This window comes from Streptomyces sp. NPDC001270 (assembly GCF_042896695.1).
GTDB lineage: Bacteria > Actinomycetota > Actinomycetes > Streptomycetales > Streptomycetaceae > Streptomyces.
Map to the genome: position 1 here is coordinate 1 of NZ_JBIAXM010000067.1, position 18,550 is coordinate 18,550.

The 18,550-nt window shown below is 72.5% G+C and carries 21 protein-coding genes; 8 read left to right on the forward strand and 13 right to left on the reverse strand.

Annotation, left to right across the window (positions count from 1 at the left end; translation table 11 throughout):
- Nucleotides 1-90 precede the first annotated feature (90 nt).
- A complete protein-coding gene (locus ACFY2B_RS44800; RefSeq protein ID WP_390768825.1) occupies nucleotides 91-1,920 on the reverse strand; it encodes a hypothetical protein in 1,830 nt (609 codons plus the stop codon).
- A 497-nt stretch (nucleotides 1,921-2,417) separates the two neighbouring features.
- On the opposite strand from ACFY2B_RS44800, the gene ACFY2B_RS44805 reads away from it, so the two are divergent.
- The 5 genes from ACFY2B_RS44805 (at nucleotide 2,418) to ACFY2B_RS44825 (ending at nucleotide 6,665) form a co-directional block, all read left to right on the forward strand.
- Nucleotides 2,418-3,341 (forward strand): MurR/RpiR family transcriptional regulator, encoded by a 924-nt coding sequence (locus tag ACFY2B_RS44805; protein ID WP_390768843.1) that lies wholly within the window; start codon nucleotides 2,418-2,420, stop codon nucleotides 3,339-3,341.
- A gap of 428 nt (nucleotides 3,342-3,769) precedes the next feature.
- Nucleotides 3,770-4,144, forward strand: coding sequence for a hypothetical protein (locus ACFY2B_RS44810; RefSeq protein WP_390768826.1), 375 nt, complete (start codon nucleotides 3,770-3,772; stop codon nucleotides 4,142-4,144).
- 97 nt (nucleotides 4,145-4,241) lie between these two features.
- The gene (locus ACFY2B_RS44815) at nucleotides 4,242-4,994 is read left to right on the forward strand and encodes a TetR family transcriptional regulator (protein WP_390768827.1); all 753 of its coding nucleotides are present in this window, start codon (nucleotides 4,242-4,244) and stop codon (nucleotides 4,992-4,994) included.
- A 229-nt stretch (nucleotides 4,995-5,223) separates the two neighbouring features.
- Nucleotides 5,224-5,577, forward strand: coding sequence for a Zn-ribbon domain-containing OB-fold protein (locus ACFY2B_RS44820; protein WP_390768844.1), 354 nt, complete (start codon nucleotides 5,224-5,226; stop codon nucleotides 5,575-5,577).
- Between the two features lie 401 nt (nucleotides 5,578-5,978).
- Nucleotides 5,979-6,665: a class I SAM-dependent DNA methyltransferase gene (locus tag ACFY2B_RS44825; protein WP_390768828.1), complete on the forward strand. Its 687-nt coding sequence runs from the start codon at nucleotides 5,979-5,981 to the stop codon at nucleotides 6,663-6,665.
- Nucleotides 6,666-6,742: 77 nt separating this feature from the next.
- Here ACFY2B_RS44825 and ACFY2B_RS44830 read toward each other — a convergent pair whose 3' ends face one another.
- Both ACFY2B_RS44830 and ACFY2B_RS44835 read right to left on the reverse strand, forming a co-directional pair.
- Nucleotides 6,743-6,928, reverse strand: a complete 186-nt coding sequence (locus ACFY2B_RS44830) for a hypothetical protein (RefSeq protein WP_376528306.1) — start codon at nucleotides 6,926-6,928, stop codon at nucleotides 6,743-6,745.
- Between the two features lie 169 nt (nucleotides 6,929-7,097).
- Nucleotides 7,098-8,261: an ROK family protein gene (locus ACFY2B_RS44835; protein ID WP_390768829.1), complete on the reverse strand. Its 1,164-nt coding sequence runs from the start codon at nucleotides 8,259-8,261 to the stop codon at nucleotides 7,098-7,100.
- Nucleotides 8,262-8,450: 189 nt separating this feature from the next.
- Between ACFY2B_RS44835 and ACFY2B_RS44840 the strand changes: the two genes are divergently transcribed.
- Nucleotides 8,451-9,653 carry a Gfo/Idh/MocA family protein gene (locus ACFY2B_RS44840; RefSeq protein ID WP_390768830.1) on the forward strand — a complete coding sequence of 401 codons (1,203 nt, stop codon included), beginning with the start codon at nucleotides 8,451-8,453 and terminating at the stop codon, nucleotides 9,651-9,653.
- Nucleotides 9,654-9,678: 25 nt separating this feature from the next.
- Here the strand turns inward: ACFY2B_RS44840 and ACFY2B_RS44845 are convergent, their stop codons facing one another.
- The 8 genes from ACFY2B_RS44845 to ACFY2B_RS44880 form a co-directional block, all read right to left on the reverse strand.
- Nucleotides 9,679-10,374: a L,D-transpeptidase family protein gene (locus ACFY2B_RS44845; protein WP_390768831.1), complete on the reverse strand. Its 696-nt coding sequence runs from the start codon at nucleotides 10,372-10,374 to the stop codon at nucleotides 9,679-9,681.
- Between the two features lie 137 nt (nucleotides 10,375-10,511).
- Entirely contained in the window at nucleotides 10,512-11,306 is a 795-nt protein-coding gene (locus tag ACFY2B_RS44850; RefSeq protein ID WP_390768832.1) for an SDR family NAD(P)-dependent oxidoreductase, read from the reverse strand.
- A 489-nt stretch (nucleotides 11,307-11,795) separates the two neighbouring features.
- Entirely contained in the window at nucleotides 11,796-12,710 is a 915-nt protein-coding gene (locus ACFY2B_RS44855; protein ID WP_390768833.1) for an SDR family oxidoreductase, read from the reverse strand.
- Nucleotides 12,711-12,848: 138 nt separating this feature from the next.
- Complete coding sequence (locus ACFY2B_RS44860; protein WP_390768834.1) at nucleotides 12,849-13,217, reverse strand: DUF4180 domain-containing protein; 369 nt, start codon at nucleotides 13,215-13,217, stop codon at nucleotides 12,849-12,851.
- A 52-nt stretch (nucleotides 13,218-13,269) separates the two neighbouring features.
- Nucleotides 13,270-13,899, reverse strand: a complete 630-nt coding sequence (locus ACFY2B_RS44865) for an MBL fold metallo-hydrolase (RefSeq protein ID WP_390768835.1) — start codon at nucleotides 13,897-13,899, stop codon at nucleotides 13,270-13,272.
- Nucleotides 13,899-14,984: an S-(hydroxymethyl)mycothiol dehydrogenase gene (locus ACFY2B_RS44870; protein WP_390768836.1), complete on the reverse strand. Its 1,086-nt coding sequence runs from the start codon at nucleotides 14,982-14,984 to the stop codon at nucleotides 13,899-13,901. The genes ACFY2B_RS44865 and ACFY2B_RS44870 overlap by 1 nt, the downstream gene beginning before the upstream one ends.
- Nucleotides 14,985-15,129: 145 nt before the next feature.
- Nucleotides 15,130-15,414: a metal-sensitive transcriptional regulator gene (locus tag ACFY2B_RS44875; protein WP_390768837.1), complete on the reverse strand. Its 285-nt coding sequence runs from the start codon at nucleotides 15,412-15,414 to the stop codon at nucleotides 15,130-15,132.
- A gap of 129 nt (nucleotides 15,415-15,543) precedes the next feature.
- Nucleotides 15,544-15,840, reverse strand: a complete 297-nt coding sequence (locus ACFY2B_RS44880; RefSeq protein ID WP_390768838.1) for a hypothetical protein — start codon at nucleotides 15,838-15,840, stop codon at nucleotides 15,544-15,546.
- A gap of 173 nt (nucleotides 15,841-16,013) precedes the next feature.
- Between ACFY2B_RS44880 and ACFY2B_RS44885 the strand changes: the two genes are divergently transcribed.
- Both ACFY2B_RS44885 and ACFY2B_RS44890 read left to right on the forward strand, forming a co-directional pair.
- On the forward strand, nucleotides 16,014-16,379 hold the full coding sequence (locus ACFY2B_RS44885) for a nuclear transport factor 2 family protein (RefSeq protein WP_390768839.1): 366 nt from the start codon (nucleotides 16,014-16,016) through the stop codon (nucleotides 16,377-16,379).
- Complete coding sequence (locus tag ACFY2B_RS44890) at nucleotides 16,367-16,606, forward strand: hypothetical protein (protein WP_390768840.1); 240 nt, start codon at nucleotides 16,367-16,369, stop codon at nucleotides 16,604-16,606. Before ACFY2B_RS44885 ends, ACFY2B_RS44890 begins: the two co-directional genes overlap by 13 nt.
- Before the next feature lie 72 nt (nucleotides 16,607-16,678).
- On the opposite strand, the gene ACFY2B_RS44895 is transcribed toward ACFY2B_RS44890, so the two are convergent.
- Nucleotides 16,679-17,653, reverse strand: coding sequence for a CU044_5270 family protein (locus tag ACFY2B_RS44895; RefSeq protein WP_390768841.1), 975 nt, complete (start codon nucleotides 17,651-17,653; stop codon nucleotides 16,679-16,681).
- Nucleotides 17,646-18,305: an RNA polymerase sigma factor gene (locus tag ACFY2B_RS44900; protein WP_390768842.1), complete on the reverse strand. Its 660-nt coding sequence runs from the start codon at nucleotides 18,303-18,305 to the stop codon at nucleotides 17,646-17,648. Before ACFY2B_RS44900 ends, ACFY2B_RS44895 begins: the two co-directional genes overlap by 8 nt.
- Nucleotides 18,306-18,550: the final 245 nt, after the last annotated feature.

The following is an 18,550-nucleotide window of genomic DNA, read 5'->3' on the forward strand; positions in this document are numbered from 1 at the left end:
CGCAGTCACCTCGTCCGGAGTCACATCTCACTTAACGCCACACCGAACCCGAAAGACACGCAGGACCAAGACCAATCTGACCAAGCACTACTAGCCGTGCAGGGAGAGCGTGGGCACGCCGTGGGCGTCGCCCGCGGCGTGCCCGAGCACCGCGGTGAAGACCTCGGTGCGTACGGTCAGCCCCTCCTCCGCGGCGGTGAAGACCGGCGCGAACGGGCCGCCGGGGCCGTACCGCACGGCGAACACGTGCAGGTCCGGCGGTGCTCCGGGCGCCGGGCCCGCCTCGAACGCCGAGGAGGTGACCAGGTGGCGCCAGCCCTCGTCGGGGTCGCCGTAGCCCCGTGGGGCGGCCGCGAGGGCGAACGCCGCCTGTTCCTGGGTGAGTTCGCCGCGCGCGTCGAAGGTTTCGACGCCCGTCCGCGCGGGATGCCTCAGCCGCAGCTCGCCCGCGGACGTCAGCTCGCCGCGCGCCACGCGCCGCACCCGGTCGCCGTCGTCCGCCGCGTACGGCAGCCCGGCCAGCAGACAGGGGTCGCCGGCCAGCCGTTCCACGGCGACCACCGTCCACAGGCTCGTACCGTCCGTGACGTACAGGGACCGCACATGTCTGAGGACCTGGTCGGGGCCGACCACCGGCTTGCTGACCAGCTTGGCCGTCAGCGGGGCGGCGTGTGCGTCCCGCACCCGGACCTCCCCCATCGGCCGGCACAGCAGGAAGCCGTCTACGACCGGGCCGAAGCCGTGCCGGCGGTCGACGGCGGCGGGCAGGTAGTAGGTCCCCGCGGCCTCGATCAGCGACGGGGTCATCCGGCCGTCGAAGGCCACCGAGACCGTGCCCGCGCGCAACTGGTGCCGCACCGGCCCGGCCGACGGGGTGCGGTGCCAGCGCGAGGTGTCCTGGATCTGCCACACCAGCATCCACGCGAAGTGCCCGTCGAGCCCGCCGTCCGGTCGCACCGCGTGCCGGCCCCAGCGGGTGTCGCCCCGGTAGCGGCCGAGGTCGGAGCCGATACGGCCGCTGAAGTAGCGCAGGCCGAGCACCGATTCGAATCCGGAGTGCTGTTCGCTGTAGCGCGGGCCGCCGGTGTCGTAACCGCCGCCCGGCAGGCGCGCGTCGATGTAGCGGGCCAGTGTGTCGCCGTCCTCGGCAAAGGCCGGCTCGCCGCTGACCCGGTGCGCCTGGGCGAGGAAGGACAGGGAGATCGGGCCGTAGTTGTTGTCGTAGGCGCCGCCGTGTTCCGGGGGCAGCAGCGCTCCGCGGTCCCTGATCCGGTGGGCCCGGATCCGCTCGGTGTACAGGGCGAGGGCGCGGGAGCGCACCGCCTCGCCCCGCGCGGGCGGCAGCAGCCGGGCGAGCATCAGGCCGCCGACGACACAGCCGATGGCCTGGTTGCCGGCTTCCTGCGGGTTGAAGAAGGTCACCTCCGTAAGCCACCGCCAGTAGCCGTGCGCCACCTCGGTGAGCGCGGCGCGCCGGGTGTCGTCCAGCAGCCCGTCGGCGAGGTCCAGGACGTCGACCGCCTGAAGCAGCGCCCACACGGTGCTCGGCCAGTCGCCGATGGGGTGCGCGCCCGGCTCCAGGACGTAACGGGCGTACGGCAGCCCGGAGTCCCGGACCCGCAGATTGGGGTACCCGGGGTTGTCCTCGGTGTACACCCGCGCGCGCAGATGGAAGGCGAGGCTGCGGCGCACGGCGTCCGGCAGCCGCGGATCCCGGCCGCGCTGCCAGGCCAGGGCCAGCAGGGAGGTCACCCCGAGGGACGTGTCGCCGATGTCGAGGTACGCCTCGGGGTGTTCCAGGCTGCCCTCGGGGGTGAGCCGGGCCAGGGCCTGCTCGGCGACGTCGGCGAGGACGGCGTCGTACGCCTGCGGGGTGTCCGGCAGATCGTGCAACGGGCGGCGCTGGTAAGGGAGCAGCACGGGTTCCGAGCCTCCGTTCGGGTGACGGCCGGGCCTTCCGTCGACTCCTTCCCCGCCCACGCGCACACGCGGGCGCGCACGCGACGGCGGACGGACCGTGCCGGTCCTCGACCCGCACATGGGATGCCCGGCCCGTTCCACCACGAGGTGAACTCCGCCCGGCGGCGGGCCGTACCGGCGTATACGGGAGAGGGGCTGCCGGTGCGCCGTGCGCGGCGGTCTCGTCCGCCGGCGGAAGGGCGCGGCGGGAGGGGGCCCGGAGACCCGGCCCTCTCACTCCCGGCCGATCCAGGCCATCCCGGCGGTCCCGGGTCCACGGCACCCGTGACGACCGGGCCCCGACCAGCGAGGGGCCGGCGGTCCGACCGATCGGCGGCAGCCGCCCGGCCGCCGCGGACGGCCCTTCGCCGACGGTCGTCAGACACCGTGCACAACCCCAGGTCACCGCGGTCGGTGAGCTATGTTGAGTCTTCGTGGGAGACAGAGAAGGCACCCCGGTGCCATCGGTGCAGCAGGCACGCGCGCAGGCGTCCGCGATCACCGCGGGCAGGACCGTGCCGGACGCGGAAGCCGCACCGGCCTCCCGGCTCAGAGAGCTGTTCGACGGGCGCGGACTGTCCCCCGGGCAGCGGCGCATCGCCCAGTACCTCATCGAGCACAACGCCGAGGCCGCGGTCCTCTCGATCACCGAACTCGCCGAGCGGGTGGGGGTGAGCCAGCCCTCGGTGACCCGTTTCGCCGCCGCCGTCGGCTTCAGCGGCTACCCCGCGCTGCGGGAGAAGCTGCGGTCGATCGCGCTGGGTGCCCTCCCCGGCGGCCCGGGGGCGGCCGAGGAGAACCGCGGCAACGAACTCCAGGCGGCCGTCGACGCCGAGATCGCGAACCTGGAGAACCTGCGACGGGACTTCGCCGACCCCGACCGGGTGATCCGGCTGGGCCGCGAACTGTCCCGTTCGTCCCCGCTGACCGTCCTGGGCCTGCGCATCTCCGTGTCGCTCGCCGAGTACTTCGCCTACGCCGCCCGCCGCATCCACCCCGACGTACGGCTGGTGACCCGCGGCGGGAGCGTGGCCTACGACGCGCTGCTGCAGTCGCACGAGGCGGGCGGCACCTGGATCCTGGCGTTCGCCATGCCGCGGCACGCGCAGGAGACCCTCACCGCGATCCGGGTGGCGCGGGGCGCCGGGCTGCGGGTCGCCCTGGTGACGGATCTGGCGCTCGGGCCACTGGCCGACGAGGCGGACGTCACCTTCGCCACCGGCACCGGTTCCCGGCTGGTCTTCGACTCCTACGCGGCGCCCGGCGTGCTGTCCGCCGCGCTGTTGCAGGCCATGACCGACGCCGATCCCGAACGCACCCAGGCCCGCCTGGAGGAGTACGAACAGGTCGCCGAACAGCACCAGTTCTTCCTGAAGGACTGAAGGCGGCGGGATCCGGTACGGGCGGCCACGGGCTGCGGATCCGGTATCGGGATCATTCCCGACAGATGCCGCATGAATGTTTTCATGCGCCTTGCCAAGACGACGGCATATATAAATACTGCTCACGGAGCGCATCCGGTTCACTCCAGATGGGTTCCGCACCCCAGGACGCACCTCTCGCACCGCCCCGAGAAAGCCGGACCGCCCATGCGCATGCCGTCGCCCGCTCGCCGCGCCGGCGTCCGGTGTCCGGGGCTCCACAGCGAGCGTCCCGAGCCGCCGCCTCCTACCCGCGGCGGCACCCGGGATGTTCGGCCGGGCCATGCCTGCGCGGCCGGCCCGCGGCGGCCCCGGTCATCCCCTAGGCCGGGGCCGCCCGAACACGTCGGCCCACCCCGCACGACATCGCACCCCCGGAAGCGACGACCATGCCCCTGACGACCACGCGCAACAGTCCGGACTGGCCCTGCCAGGTCAAGCCGCCGGGCAGCTACGACTGGGAGCGTTCCGCGGCCAGGTGGCTGCGCGAGCTGGTACCGGCCCGCTACAGCGGCTACCCGGCGCTGATGCGGCACCCGGTGCTGCTCGCCCGGCACGCGCAGATCCAGGTCCACCACGAGATCCGGGTGGCACGCACGGCGCTGCAGACCGCCCGGACGGAACTGCCGCCGCTGGGCCTGCCCGAATCGGTCATCGAGCACAGCATCAAGCTGTACGCGGCCGAGATCCGCCAGCTCCAGCACATCGCCCGCAGCGTCCGCGCGGTCACCGAGGCCCTGGTGGGTCACGGCGCCGTCCGCTGAGCCCCCGCTCTCCCCCGGCACACTCCGGAGAGCACTCAGTTCCCGCCAAGGTTGCACTGAGTGCCAGGGTGGCGGGTGCGATGCTACGTTCGCGTGCATGAGCACCAGCAGCGCGGCGTCCGCCGCGAAGCCGCCGATGCGGGACGTCCTGGTCGCGGCGGCCTTCCAGCTGTTCCTGGAACGTGGCTACGAACAGACCACCGTCGACGACATCGTGACGCTCGCGGGGGTCGGACGGCGTTCGTTCTTCCGCTACTTCCCCTCCAAGGAGGACGTGGTCTTCCCCGACCACGAGCGCTGCCTGGCCGAGATGACCGCCTTCCTCGCCGAGAGCGGCACGGAGCACGAGCCGGTGCGGCGGGTGTGCGACGCGGCCCGGCTGGTGCTGCGCATGTACGCCGAGAACCCGTCCTTCTCCGTGCAGCGTTACCGGCTCACCAAGCAGGTGCCGGGACTGCGCGCGTACGAACTGTCGGTGGTGTGGCGCTACGAGCGCGCGCTGGCCGAGTACCTGCGTGGACGCTTCGCCGGGCAGCCCGACGGGACACTGCGGGCCGACGTCGTCGCGGCCGCGGTGGTCGCGGCGCACAACAACGCCCTGCGCTCCTGGCTGCGCTCGGGCGGCCGGACCGATGCCGACGCGGCCGTCGACCACGCGCTGGGCCAGGTGCAGTCCGCCTTCGCCGGCCCGGCCGCAGCCGACGCCGGGCAGGAACTCCCGCCCGTGGAACGGGGGCTGACGCAGGCCGGGCGCCCGCAGGACGTGATCGTCCTGGTCTCCCGGCGCGACGCGCCGCTGTGGCGGGTGGTGCAGCAACTGGAGTCGGCACTCGGCCGCGACCGGCACTGACGCCACCCGTTCCGGGGAAATTTAGGGTACCGAGTACCTTTACCCTTGACACTCCGTGCCATATTCTGATCGGCGTGCACGGTGGCACGGCGTACCGCGCACAGGTGTACCCGGTCGCCGCCGGGTGCGCGGGATTCCGGCCGAGCGCAGGGAGTTGACCAGCGTGAACCACCTCTCAGAGAGTGCCGCCCAGGCGTGGGCCGGCAGCGCGACGGGCGTCCTCGACCCCATGGCCGCGGGCTCCACCGACACACTCCCCTTCCAGCGCTGCACCTGGTGCGGCACCGCCATGTACCACCGGCTGCTGTGCCCGGTGTGCCAGGGGGGCGATCTCGTCACGGAGCGCAGCGCGGGCATCGGCACCGTCCGCCACGCCTCGGTGCTGCACCGCAACACGCCCGCCGCGCGCAATGTGTCCCTGATCGAGATGGCCGAGGGTTTCGTCCTGCGGGGCCGGGTCATGGGTCCGCCCGTGGGCGTGCACACCGGGGACCGTGTGCGGCTGTCGACGGCCAAGGATCCGGTACGCGGCGAGCCGCTGTTCCAACTGCTCGACGAGCCGCCCTACCGGACCTGGCACTGACCTCTGCCGAGCCGGATCACCGTGACGCGGTCCTCGGGCGGTGACCGGCCGGTGAGCGCGGCGGCCGCCGCTCGTCCGGCCGACCGCGCCCGCGGCGGGGCGGTGCGCGACCGGCCCCGGAACGGGAAATCCCGCCCGCACGGCCCCGGTGAACGCCTGTCTGACGTGCCGCGCACGCAGGAGCGGGCGCCCGACGACCACAGCCCCCGCGGTGCCGGGCCAGCGGAGAACAGGACCGCACGGCGTATCGGCGGCACTACTCGGCCACTTGGGGTTGATCCCTCCCCAAGGGCGGTTACTCTTGGTGACGCATCCGGTACCGGTGACCCGGACTGTCCGACGCACCGTGCACGGGCGATCCACGCGGATCACCTCAGCTCGTCTCCAAAGGGAGATCATTCGTGACCAGCCCCAGCAACTCGCCCGGTTTCGGGAACATACGGCCCGACCGCGGCGGCCAGGCCGAGGCGTTCGACGCCATCGGCGGCCGGTACGACGAGGTCTTCCCGCGCAAGGAAGGGCAGGTCGCCGCCACCGAGTGGCTGGCCGGCTCGTTGCGGCCCGGCGCCCGGGTGCTGGACCTGGGATGCGGTACCGGACTGCCCACCGCGCGCCGGCTGGCGGACGCGGGATTCGAGGTCGTCGGCGTGGACCTGTCGAGCACGATGGTCGATCTGGCCCGGGCGAACGTGCCCGCCGCGCGGTTCCACCAACTGGACATGGCGGACCTCTACCCGGGCGGCTCCCGCGACCTGGGCCGGTTCGACGCGGTCACGGCGTTCTTCACGCTGATCATGCTGCCGCGCGCGGAGATCCCGCTCGCCCTTGAGGCCGTCGGCCGACTACTGGTCCCCGAGGGCCTGTTCGCCCTGTCGATGGTCGAGGCCGACGTCGACGACTTCGCGATCCCGTTCATCGGCACCACGGTCCGCGTCTCCGGCTATCTGCGGGACGAACTGTGCGAGGTGGTCGAGGGCGCGGGCTTCGAGATCGTCGGCGAGTCCTTCACCTCGTACGCGCCGGCGTCCGCGGACACCAAGCCCGAGGAACAGATCTTCCTGCGCTGCAGACGGAAGTGGGAACGCTGACACGGTAGGCCGCGCTCAGCCGGGTGTCCGGCTGGAGGAGTCGCCGCCGGGCCGGACAAGCCCGCCGGCCGCCGCGCTCAGGCCGCCTGCGACGACTGCGGGGCCACGGCGGCCCACTCCAGGACGAGCCGCTGGTACTCCTCGCGCTGCTCGACGCTCAGTGTCCCGCCCGACCGCAGCCACAGGGCCCGGATCTCCTCGTTGACCTCCGCGGCCGATCGCTCGGAGGCGGCTTCAACTGTGGTGGACATGGTGTGAAGCATATGCCAGCAGAGGTGAAGACCAGGTGAGTAAGTACGATCGATAAGGGATATATCGGACCGTGTTGCTCATCACGTCAGACTGCGGCCGATCACGGGATGTTCACTCGCCGTTCAGCCACAGGTCGGTGAGCCGCCCTCAGGAACCGCAGCGGGCCGCCGCCCGGCCGGGTCAGTCCTCGGCGGCGCCCAGCACCAGGACCTGGATCGCCAGCACGGCCGCCCCACGAGCCCAGTCATGGAAGTCGGACACCTTGGTCTCCAGGACGACGGGCGCGGCCAGCGGATGACGGTGGGCCCGGACGGTCTCCCACACCGCCGCTCCGGCCACGTCCATCAGTCCGACGCCCTCCCCGGCGAGCACGATCTTCCGCGGCATCACGAGGTTGGCGATCTGCCCGACCAGCGTGCCCAGCGCCCGTGCCGCCTCGTCGAGCACCCGGACGGACATCGGCTCGCCCTCGGCGGCACGCGCGAGGATCTCCTCGTAGGTGGCGTCCCGGCCGGTGGCGGCCCGGATCTGGTACCGGATGCCGGGGATGGTGAGCAGCGACACGACGCTGCCCCGCTCGCCATGGGGGGTCAGCGGCCCGTGCGGGTCGACGATCCAGTGATGCCCGAATCCCCGGTCCTCCTCCGCGTACCGCACCCGCTTGCCGCCCAGCACCAGGCCGTAACCGAAACCGGCCCCGATGGTCAGGACGACGAAGCGGTCGAGACCGCGGCCGGCGCCGAACCAGGTCTCCGCCTCGACCAGGGCGGCGAAGTCGTTCTCCACGACCACCGGCAACCCGGTGCGGGCCCCGACCAGTTCGGCCAGCGGCACGTCCCGCCACTTCAGGAAGGGCGACTCACCGACCACGGCACGGTCCTGCACGAGTCCGCCCACCCCGATGCCGATGCCCGCGAGCGCGGGGAAACGGGCGGCCAGTTCGGCGGTCATCCCGGCGAGCAGATCGACGACCTCGCCGGGGTCGTGCGTGGTGAGCGGGCGGTCGAGGCGGGCGACGATATCGCTCCTGAGGCTGGTGACGACGCCGTACACCATGTCCTCGGTGATCTTGAAGCCGAGGAAGGACCGGGACTCGGCGACGACGTCGAGCGGTTGCGAGGGACGCCCCTGCCGCGCTTCGCCGGGGCCGCCCGCCTCGGGGACCTCGACGAGCAGCCCGGACTCGATCAGCGGCTTGGTCAGCCGGGTGAGGCTGCCCGCGGAGAGGTCCAGCCGCCGGGCCAGTTCGGCGCGCGACAGCGGACCGTGGACGAGCACCTCGATGGCCACGGAGCGTTCACCGGGGCTGAGCGGCAGCCAGCTGGCGGCAGCTGCGGCGGTCATGGAGATCGAACTCCCTGATGTATCTTTCGGCCTGAAAGTAAGATGCCCAGTCTAGAGCGTGCCGAGTCGGGTGGACATGGCCCTTCCGAGGGTCTTGACGGATTGATTGTTTCGCATCAAAAGTAAATACCCGAGGAAGACCAACACCGGATCACAGTCATCCGCGGCCACTGAAGGGCACCCTTTTCCATGACGTTCTCCCTCGGCATCGTCGGCGCCGGACAGTTCTCCGGCCAGTTCGCCACCCTGTTCCAGGCCCACCCCGGCGTCGGCGACGTGTACGTCACCGATCTGCTGCCCGAGCGGGCCGAGCGGCTGGCCACGGCCCAGTCCCTCGCCGGCACCTTCCCGTCGTACGAGGCCATGCTGGAGTCGGAGGCCGTCGACGCGGTCGCCGTCTTCACCCAGCGCTGGACCCACGGCCCGCTGGTGCTCCAGGGCCTGGCCGCCGGCAAGCACGTCTACTCGGCGGTCCCCATGGCGATCACCACCGAGGAGATCGCCGCGATCATCGAGGCGGTCAGGACGACCGGGCTCACCTACATGATGGGCGAGACGAGCCAGTACAACCCGGCGACCGTGCACGCCCGCAACCAGATCGCCGAGGGCGCCTTCGGGCGGATCTTCTACGCCGAGGGCGACTACGTCCACGACATGGACCTCGGCTTCTACGACGCCTACCGGTACAGCGGCGGCGAGAACTGGCAGGCGACCGCCAGCTATCCCCCGCTGCTGTACCCGACGCACTCGGTGGGCGGGGTGCTCGGCGCCTGGCAGACGCACGCGGTGAGCGTGTCGGCCCTCGGGGTCGTCGACGAGCGCGGGGACGGCGTCTTCGACCGTTCGGTCAGCCAGTTCGACAACGACGTCTCCAACGCGACCGCGCTGTTCGAAGTGGCGGGCGGCGGCTCGTTCCGCACGAACGAGTTCCGGCGGGTCGGCTACCCCTCACACATCCGCGAGTCCCGGTTCCGGTTCTTCGGCACGGACGCGAGCATGGAGCAGCTCGCCACGGTGGCCTTCTGGCAGGACAAGACCGGGGTGACGGACATCAGCGAGCTGCTGGAGCCCAAGCCCACCCTGTCCCCCGACGATCCGTCGCTCCAGCACGTCGCGCCCGAGCTGCGGGCCGCGTTCACCTCTGGCTCGGCGCCGGTGCACGACCGCGCCCGGCTGCCGCGCGCGTTCGACCACCTGCACAACGGGCACGAGGGCAGCCACCACTTCCTGGTGGACGACTTCGTGACCGCGGTGAACACCCGCACCCTGCCGTCCGTGAACGCCTGGGTGGCGGCGCGCTACACCCTGCCGGGGATCATCGCGCACGAGTCCGCGCGGCAGGGCGGGGTCCGGCTGGAGATCCCCGATTTCGGGGACGCCCCGGAGAGCTGAGTGACGGCCGGGTGCCTGGGCGTGCTCAGGTGCCCGGCTTGCGGCCGTACACGAAGACGTCGTCGCCCTTCTTCAGCAGCGACCAGTACTTCTTGGCGTCCTTCGTGGTCATGTTGACGCAGCCGTGCGAGCCCGGCGGGTTCCACATGCTGAGACCGACCGAGTGGAACGCCTGGCCGCCGTCGAAGAACTGGCTGTAGGGCATCGGCACGTCGTAGAGCGACGAGACGTGGTCGATGTCCCGCCAGTAGATCTTCTTCAGGCCGGTGCGGGTCTCGTACCCGTTGCGGCCGGTGCGCACCGGGACCGGCCCGTACACCAGTTTCTTGCCGTCCTGGATCCAGCTCAGCTGGAGCGTGAGGTTCACACAGGCGACACGGCCCTTGTTCACCGGGCACTTGCCGGCCTTGTTCGGGTTCTTCCTGACGGCCTTCTGTTTGTTCATGAGGTTCATCACGCCCCAGGTCACGGGACCCGCGTAGCCGATGTTGGGCGTGATGCCGTGCTTGTTCTGGAAGGCCCGGACGGCCTTGCAGTCGGCGGTGGACTGCTTCCCGTCGACCGGGCGGCCGAGGAACTTCTCCACCTGCTTCTGGTAGGGCCCGGCCTTCGTCGTGCAGCTCGCCGCCTGGGCCGGTGCGGCGCCGAGCGCGAGTGTGAGCGGTGCCACCAGCCCCGTGATGCCCAGCGCGACGGCGCTTCGCCTGCCTATGTCCCCCATGTAGGGCCCCTCCTTGCTCGGGCGTCCGTGACCGTCACGGACCCGGAGACCTAGACGAGCGAGCCGTGGCTTCGGTTGCGGCGCCTCCCAAGTCGTGACCGAACGGTGAAGATCCGGCCCGCTGGCGCCCGTACCGCTCAGTCGGCGGCGCCGCGCAGGGCCGTGTGGAAACCGGTGTTGACCGCGGTGAGTCCGCCGTCGACACGGAGCGCGGTGCCCGTGATCCAGGCGGCGTCGCGGGAGGCGAGGAAGGCGACGGCGGCGGCGATGTCCTCGGGTTCGCCGACCCGGCCGAGGGGGTAGAGCCCGCGGACGGCGTCGAGTTCGGCCTCCCGCCCCGCCCAGGCCGAGGTGCGCACCGTGCCGGGCGCCACCAGGTTGACCCGGACCCCGCGCGGCGCCGCGTGCCCGGCGAGGGTGCGGGTCAGGGAGTCGAGTCCGGCCTTGGCCGCGCTGTAGGCGTGGTTGCCGAAGTCCTGGACGCCGTTGACGGAGCCGATGAGGACGATCGCGCCCCGGCCGGAGGCGGCGAGGTGCGGGAGCGCGGCGCGGCAGCAGCGGTAGCCGCCGGTGAGGGTGACGTCCAGGTCGCGGGCCCAGGCGTCGTCCGGGTCGTCCTCGAAGAGGGGAACGTCGGGGGTGCAGTGGGCGGCACAGCTCACGAGGACGTCGAGCGAGCCGAGGACAGCGACGGCCCGGGCGACGGCGGCCTCGACGGAGGCCCGGTCGGACACGTCGCAGGCGAACGCCTCGGCCGCCAGGCCCTGTCGGCGCAGCCCGTCCGCGGCCCGCTCCGCCGCGGGCAGGTCGTGGTCGGTCACCAGGACCCGGGCGCCCTCGTCGGCGAGCCGGCGGGCGACGGCCGCGCCGATGCCGCGGGCCGCGCCCGTGATGAGAACTCCGTGTCCCGCGAAGCGTTTGGATTCGGTCATGACAAGGACGGTACGGGCGCGGCGATGGCCGCAAAAGGCCACTGCGCAGGTGGCTGTGCCGGACGGCGTGCGGGCATGTCCGCGTTCCCGCGGGCGTGCGGGCATGTCCGCGTTCCCGCGGGCGTGCGGGCATGTCCGCGTTCCCGCGGGCATGCGGGCATGTCCGCGTTCCCGCGGGCGTGCGGGCATGTCCGCGTTCCCGCGGGCGTGCGGGCATGTCCGCGTTCCCGCGGCGACTCCCCGCCCTGATCGCCGGTGCGGCGCTGCTCCTGCCGGCCAGCCCGGCGGTGGGGGCCCAGGACCTGCGACCGGGTGGTGGCGGTGATGGAGTGGGCCGGTTCCCGCGGGAGGACCGGCGCGGTCCCGAGACCTGACAGGCCCGGCCGGCCCGGCAGCGGGCCGGCCGGGAGGGTCACTACGCGGCCGTACGGGAGGATCCGCACCTGTCGCCCGGCCATCCGGCGGGCCGGCCGCTCCTGCGGTCGTAGGTCACCGGTAGCCGGTCACGTCCGCCGGTCGGCCGGCGTCCTGCACCTCGACGAGGTACCGCCAGGCGTCGGGGCGGCTGCCGTCCAGGTCCGTGAAGCCGTACACCTGGGCGAGCCCGCCGCTGGACAGGGACTGCCCGTTCCAGCGGGCCACGTCGGGATCGTCGGCCAGGGCGGCCACGGCCCGGCCGACGTAGCGCGGGGTCTCGGAGATGGCGAAGTGGGGCACCCGGTCCAGCGCGGTACGCCAGTCGTCCTCGCGGACGCCGAAGTGGTCGAGCATGATCTCCGAGCGCAGCCAGCCGGGGGTCAGCGCGACCGCTGTGGCACCGCGCGGGCCCAGTTCGTGGCCGAGGGCGAAGCCCATGCGCAGGACGGACGCCTTGGCGAGGTCGTAGAAGAAGGAGACCCGGTAGGTGTCGCGGTTGTAGTCGGCCGTGCCGTCGGTGACCTCCACGGCGAGACCGCCGGGGTGGCGCAGCAGCAGCGGCAGGGCGAAGTGGCTGGTGATGGCGTGGGTCTCCACGGCGAGCCGGAGCAGGCGCAGTCCTTTGTCGAGGTCGTGTTCCCAGACCGGGCTGTCCCAGGCGAACAGGTGCTCGCCGCCCCAGATGTCGTTCACCAGGACGTCGAGCCGGCCCTGTTCGTCGGCGATGCGGTCCACGAGGGCGCGGACGGCGGCCGGGTCGAGATGGTCGACGGGGACGGCGATGCCCCGGCCGCCGGCCGCGGTGACCAGGTCGGCGGTGTCCTCGACGGTCTCGGGGCGGTCGTACTCCGAGCGGCGGGCGCGCGTACTGCGGCCGGTGGCGTAGACGGTGGCGCCGGCCGCGCCGAGTTCCACCGCGATTCCGCGGCCCGCTCCCCTGGTCGCGCCCGCCACCAGCGCGACCTTGCCCGCCAACGGTCCTGACATGTCCGGCCTCCTGTGTCCGTACGACTGCGTCGCCGATCAGGCTGCCGGGAAAGCCGGACACCTCCTGTCACCTTTTCTGGCGCGGTCCGTGTCCTTGGTCGCGTAGTCCCTGGTCCTTGGTCGCACGGTCCGCCGTCCTCACTCGCACAGTCTCTCGTCGCGTTCCCGGCAGCCGGCGAGGAACCACAGCCGGCGGCCCTGGTTCGACTCGTACACGAAGTCCCGCAGGGCGGTGCTCTCGGCGAAATGCCGGGCGATGTCGCCGATGACGGCCAGGCCCAGCCGGTACGTGGAGAACTTCTGCACGACGGCGCCCGCGATGCCGGACCGCAGCCGGAAGAACTCGTCCGGGACGCGCTCCACGGGGACCGCGACCCACTGCGCCTCCCGGCCGAGCGCGTCCCCGACGAGGTCGAGCGCCGCGCTCTCGCCGTCGAGGAGCGGGCCGTCGGAGGCGCAGGTCAGGACGCGTACGTCGGGCAGGCTCACCAGCGTGTCCGGGGTCATGGCAGGCGATCGTACGGGCGGCACCGTCCGTTCTCCCGCGGTTTTTCCGGGTTCAGTGGCCGCGGGCGATCCATTCCTCCAGGTGCGGGGCCTCGGCGCCGATGGTGGTGGCGTCGCCGTGGCCGGTGAGGACCTTGGTCTCGGGCGGGAGGGTGAGGAGGCGGTCGCGGATCGAGGCGATGATCGTCGGGAAGTCGGAGTAGGAGCGCCCGGTGGCGCCGGGGCCGCCCTGGAAGAGGGTGTCGCCGGTGAAGACCGTGGCCAGTCCAGGGTCGTGGAGGCAGACCGCGCCCGGTGAGTGGCCGGGGGTGTGCAGGACGGTCAGATCAGCGCCGGCGGTCTCCAGTACCTGGCCGTCGGTGAGGTGCCTGTCGGGATCCCGGTCGGGGTGGGTCTGCCGCCACAGCGGCAGGTCGGCGGGGTGCAGCCAGATCGTGGCGCCGGTGAGGTCGGCGAGGGCGGGGGCGGCGTCGATGTGGTCGTTGTGGGCGTGGGTGCAGACGATGGCGGTCAGCCGCCGGTCGCCCACCGCCTCGGCGATGGCGCGGGCGTCGTGGGCGGCGTCGATGACGATGGCTTCCTCGTCGTCGCCGACGATCCATACGTTGTTGTCGACCTCCCAGGTGCCGCCGTCGAGGGTGAACACGCCCGAGGTGACGAGGCGTTCGATGCGCGCGGCCATCACAGCACCACCACCGAGCGCAGCACGTCGCCGCCGTGCATCCGCTCGAACGCCTTCTCCACCTCGTCGAGCCCGACGGTCTCGGAGACGAACGCGCCCAGGTCCAGGCGCCCCTGCAGGTGCAGGTCGATCAGCATGGGGAAGTCCCGGGAGGGCAGGCAGTCGCCGTACCAGGAGGACTTGAGCGCGCCGCCACGGCCGAAGACGTCCAGCAGCGGCAGCTCGAGCTTCATCTCGGGCGTGGGCACGCCGACGAGGACGACCGTGCCGGCCAGGTCGCGGGCGTAGAACGCCTGCCGGTAGGTCTCCGGGCGGCCCACCGCGTCGATGACGACGTCGGCACCGAAGCCTCCGGTCAGTTCCCTGACGGCCTCGACCGGGTCGGTCTCGCGGGAGTTGACGGTGTGCGTGGCGCCCATGGCACGGGCCTTCTCCAGCTTGCGGTCGTCGATGTCGACGGCGATGATCTTCGCCGCGCCCGCCAGCCGGGACCCGGCGACCGCCGCGTCGCCGACGCCGCCGCAGCCGATGACGGCCACGGAGTCGCCGCGGCCGACGTTGCCGGTGTTGAGGGCGGCGCCGATGCCGGCCATTACACCGCAGCCCAGCAGCCCGGCGACGGCGGGCGAGACGGCCGGATCGACCTTGGTGCACTGCCCGGCCGCGACCAGCGTCTTCTCGGCGAAGGCCCCGATGCCCAGGGCCGCCGTCAGTTCGGTGCCGTCGGTGAGGGTCATCTTCTGCCGCGCGTTGTGGGTGTCGAAGCAGTACCACGGGCGACCGCGCAGACAGGCCCGGCAACTGCCGCACACGGCCCGCCAGTTGAGAATCACGAAGTCACCCGGAGCGACCTCCGTGACGCCGTCGCCGACCGACTCCACCACACCCGCCGCCTCATGGCCGAGCAGGAAGGGGAACTCGTCGGTGATGCCGCCCTGCTTGTAATGCAGATCCGTGTGGCACACCCCGCACGCCTGGACACGGACGACCGCCTCACCCGGACCGGGATCCGGCACCACGATCGTCTCGACCCGCACCGGCTGGTCCTTCCCCGGTGCGATCACGCCGCGTACTTCCTGCGCCATGGCCTGGCCCCTTCCATCGATGTGCCTGTGTGCCGACCCTACGCGTGACCGATCGGTAGCGGGACGGAGCACGACGGCGACGGTGGATCTTTCCGGCCGGACGCGCCGACGGGTCGGCGGAGGCTGGGCGAGCGACCGGCGGAGGCTAGGCGAGCGACAGGAACAGCTTCTCCAGACGGGCCCTCATCTGCTCGGCCGTCCCGCTGTCCGTCCCGTTCTGCCCGTCGGCCAGGACCTGCTGGAGTCCGGTCGCGATGATCGCGAAGCCGGCCCGGTCCAGCGCGCGCGAGGCCGCGGCGAGCTGAGTGACCACGTCCTCGCAGTCACGGCCCTCCTCGATCATCCTGACCACGCCCGATATCTGTCCCTGCGCCCGGCGCAACCGGTTGAGCACCGACGTCAGTTCGTCACCTTCGAACCGCAGCTCCACGACCGCCCCTCCACTCCCTTGATACCCTCTGGGGTATTCTACCCGGCCGTCCGTTCCCAGGGCCCGGACAGCCGTGAGGGCCGCCCGTTTCCGGACGGCCCTCGGTGTCGGCGGGCGGGGTGCGGCGGTTCAGTACTCGACGGCGGGCAGCAACCCGGTCACGGGGGCGACCAGGTCGGTGACCTGGTGCAGTTCCCCGAGGTCGTGCAGCCGGTTCAGCCCCTGCAACTGCTCGGAGACCCGTGGGACCCCGGCCCGCTGCTCCGCGGGGATGTCGCTCGTGGCGAGCGCGTCGAGCGTGGCCATCGGGCTGATCTTCCCGGTTTCCCGGGCGCTCGCGGGAGCCGCGTTCGCCAGCGGTGCGGCGAGGCCGGTGACGCCCGCGGCGAGGCCGACGGCGGCGACGATGCGTCGTGTTGGGATCATGTCCTCAGCAACGGCACCGCCGCCCCTGCGGACACGGGCACCCGCCCCCCGCTCACCCGTGAGGCGGAGCGACCCCGCTGCGCTTGCCGAGGCCGCCGGGGCGCGGGAGCCTCGAAGAGGGGACGCGAACGCCCCGCTCCGCCCGGGCCCGCGGCCCCTCGAAGGAGGTCACCATGGGTACCGCGACGGGCTCCGCCTTCACCGCCGAGACCCTGCGCCGGGGCATCGAGGGGAACACCGGGAACTCCCTGCTGTCGCTGTACGCGGACGACGCGGAGATCCGCATCGTCGACCGCGACACCCAGCCCAGCCACCCCAGGGTCCTGCGTGGCCGGCCCCAGATCGCGCAGCTGCTCGACGACGTCTACAGCCGCGACATGACACACAAGCTGGACCGGTGTGTCGTGCAGGGCGACCACGCCGCCTACAGCGAGTCCTGCGAGTACGGGGACGGCGTACGGGTTCTCACCGAGTCCATGATCACGCTGCGCGACGGCAAGATCGCCGAACAGGTCATGATCCAGGCATGGGACGAGTAGCGAAACGGATCGCGCGGGTCCAGGTCACCTCCCGGCTGACCTGGACCGCCCATCTGACCTGGACCTTCTCCGCCCGGGCGGCGCTCGGCCGGGCCCGTCACCGGCAGCCCGGCGGTCACCGGCCGGTGAGCGCCGGGCTCCTTCGGACGGTGCTGCGGGCGGCGTGCCGCCGCCGGTGCGCTCCGGCGGCACCGACGCCCCGCACCCGCCGCGCCCGCCCACGCTGACACCGCCCGGCCGGAGGGCATCGGCGGGCACCGACGGGCACCGGCGGGCACCGACGGGACATCGACCCCGGCTCAGCGCATCCAGGCGCTGTACTCCATGACGTCGCCGGCCATGACGCCGTACTCCGACTGGTCCTCGCTGAACGTGATCTCGGTCCCGAGCACGGCTCCGGTGGCGGGGTCCAGGACCAGCATCCGGCGGGTGCCGTCCGTGTCGTAGACGTATGCCTGGCCGGGCCGCCCGAGCCGGTCGGTGACCTGCCCGACCGCCCGCAGGCCGGGGATGTCGGCGAGGAGCCGCACGAGCGCCGCCGACTCGCGCGCGCCGAGCGTCCAGTGGTCGAGCAACTCGTTGACGGCGTCCAGGAGTTCGGGCGTGGTCGGGGAGTCGGTGCGGGCCGTCTCGGCGAGGTAGGCACGCAGGTGTCCGGCATCGTGCGGGGGCGGCGCCTCCGGCGGGGCGTCGCTCCAGCTCGGCGGGTAGGTGCGGTGGCTGAGCACCTGGCCGTCGGCGACCTGGTGCGGTGCTCCGTCCTCGTCCGTGAGGACGGGACGGCCCGGGTGCCGCGGATCGGTCGCCACGACGATCTCCGTGCGGCTGTCGTCGGCGTGCCAGCGCACGATGCGTTCCTCGGGCAGGGTGACCGGCGGCTTGTCGTCGCTCATGCCGAGGCTCCAGGACTGCACGTGCGTGCCCTTGCGCAGTTCCGGGGAGCCGTCCGCCGCGGCCGCCGCGGCGAGGGCGGCGAGCCGGTCCAGGGGTACGGCGGTGGAGTGGGGGCGTACGGCGAGCGGGCGGGGCGCGGCGACGGCGGGGGTGGTGCCCGTGCCGCCGAGCAGCACGGTCAGGGCCGTCGCGAGGACGACGGCGCAGGCCGCGAGGCCCCAGGCCGGCCGGGTGTACCGGTGGCGGCGGCCGGGGTGGGGGTCGTGCAGCAGCCGGTTCAGGGTGCGCTCGGCGTGCTGGTCGAGCGGGCCGTCCGCGGTGAGCGGGTCGTCCGCCGGCACCGGGTTGGCGCGGCGCAGCAGGTCGAGTTCGTCAGCCATGGCCGTCGTCCTTCGAAAGGGCCGCGTCTACGGCGGGTACGTTGCGCGGCGCCGGGCGTGCGGCGCCCGCAGCCGGTGCCGGTGCCGGACCGGCAGGTGCGGCCGGTGGCGAATCGGCGGAGGCGGCCGGTGCCAGGCCGGCGGACACGCCCGGGCGGATGCGGTCGATCTCGGCTCTCAGCCGGCGCCGCGCCCGGTGCAGGCGCATCGCGGCGGCCCGGTTCCCGCAGCCGAGGGCGACGGCGATCTCGTCGACGCCGAGTTCCTCCCATGCCGCCAGGCGCAGCACTTCCTGGTCGGCCGGGGAGAGCCGGGCCAGTGCCTCGTGCACCCAGGCGCCCGGAGTCTCCGTGTCGGGGCTCTCCACGATGTGCCGCCGGTGGGCGGTGTCCTCGTTGCCGAGCCGGTCGACCAGCCGCCGCCGGCGGCCCCAGCCGCGCACCGTGTTCGCCAGGCAGTTGCGTGCCACCCCGTACAGCCAGGGAAGCGGCACGGACGGCAGTTCGGCCCGGCGGCGCCAGGCGACCGTGAACACCTCCGCCACCACTTCCTCCACCGCGTCGGCCCGATCCGCCAGTCGCCGTGCGACATAGCGGGTGACCGCCCAGTAGTGCTCGCGATAGGCAGCGGCGAAGATCTCGTCGTTGCTCATGCCCGCTTGGTGTCCGGCACCGGCCGGATCGTCACACCCCTTCGTCGTGATTCTCGCCGCGTCCTTCGAGTGTGACCTCCGGGGTCCGCGCGGACACAGGCAGGGCGTGACAAGCATCGACCTCAGGATCCTCGACCGCAGGATCGTCAGGTGGCTGACGACCACCGACCACAAGACGATCGGCACGCTGTATCTCACGACGTCGTTCGTGTTCTTCCTGATCGGCGGCGTGATGGCGCTGCTCA

What these genes read in the sequence shown, in the direction of transcription:
- ACFY2B_RS44810 (WP_390768826.1), top strand. Translation starts at nt 3,770, where the DNA reads ATGCCCCTGACGACCACGCGCAACAGTCCGGACTGGCCCTGCCAGGTC.
- ACFY2B_RS44815 (WP_390768827.1), top strand. Translation starts at nt 4,242, where the DNA reads ATGAGCACCAGCAGCGCGGCGTCCGCCGCGAAGCCGCCGATGCGGGAC.
- ACFY2B_RS44820 (WP_390768844.1), top strand. Translation starts at nt 5,224, where the DNA reads ATGGCCGCGGGCTCCACCGACACACTCCCCTTCCAGCGCTGCACCTGG.
- ACFY2B_RS44830 (WP_376528306.1), bottom strand. Translation starts at nt 6,928, where the DNA reads ATGCTTCACACCATGTCCACCACAGTTGAAGCCGCCTCCGAGCGATCG.
- ACFY2B_RS44835 (WP_390768829.1), bottom strand. Translation starts at nt 8,261, where the DNA reads ATGACCGCCGCAGCTGCCGCCAGCTGGCTGCCGCTCAGCCCCGGTGAA.
- ACFY2B_RS44840 (WP_390768830.1), top strand. Translation starts at nt 8,451, where the DNA reads ATGACGTTCTCCCTCGGCATCGTCGGCGCCGGACAGTTCTCCGGCCAG.
- ACFY2B_RS44845 (WP_390768831.1), bottom strand. Translation starts at nt 10,374, where the DNA reads ATGGGGGACATAGGCAGGCGAAGCGCCGTCGCGCTGGGCATCACGGGG.
- ACFY2B_RS44850 (WP_390768832.1), bottom strand. Translation starts at nt 11,306, where the DNA reads ATGACCGAATCCAAACGCTTCGCGGGACACGGAGTTCTCATCACGGGC.
- ACFY2B_RS44855 (WP_390768833.1), bottom strand. Translation starts at nt 12,710, where the DNA reads ATGTCAGGACCGTTGGCGGGCAAGGTCGCGCTGGTGGCGGGCGCGACC.
- ACFY2B_RS44860 (WP_390768834.1), bottom strand. Translation starts at nt 13,217, where the DNA reads ATGACCCCGGACACGCTGGTGAGCCTGCCCGACGTACGCGTCCTGACC.
- ACFY2B_RS44865 (WP_390768835.1), bottom strand. Translation starts at nt 13,899, where the DNA reads ATGGCCGCGCGCATCGAACGCCTCGTCACCTCGGGCGTGTTCACCCTC.
- ACFY2B_RS44870 (WP_390768836.1), bottom strand. Translation starts at nt 14,984, where the DNA reads ATGGCGCAGGAAGTACGCGGCGTGATCGCACCGGGGAAGGACCAGCCG.
- ACFY2B_RS44880 (WP_390768838.1), bottom strand. Translation starts at nt 15,840, where the DNA reads ATGATCCCAACACGACGCATCGTCGCCGCCGTCGGCCTCGCCGCGGGC.
- ACFY2B_RS44885 (WP_390768839.1), top strand. Translation starts at nt 16,014, where the DNA reads ATGGGTACCGCGACGGGCTCCGCCTTCACCGCCGAGACCCTGCGCCGG.
- ACFY2B_RS44890 (WP_390768840.1), top strand. Translation starts at nt 16,367, where the DNA reads ATGGGACGAGTAGCGAAACGGATCGCGCGGGTCCAGGTCACCTCCCGG.
- ACFY2B_RS44895 (WP_390768841.1), bottom strand. Translation starts at nt 17,653, where the DNA reads ATGGCTGACGAACTCGACCTGCTGCGCCGCGCCAACCCGGTGCCGGCG.
- ACFY2B_RS44900 (WP_390768842.1), bottom strand. Translation starts at nt 18,305, where the DNA reads ATGAGCAACGACGAGATCTTCGCCGCTGCCTATCGCGAGCACTACTGG.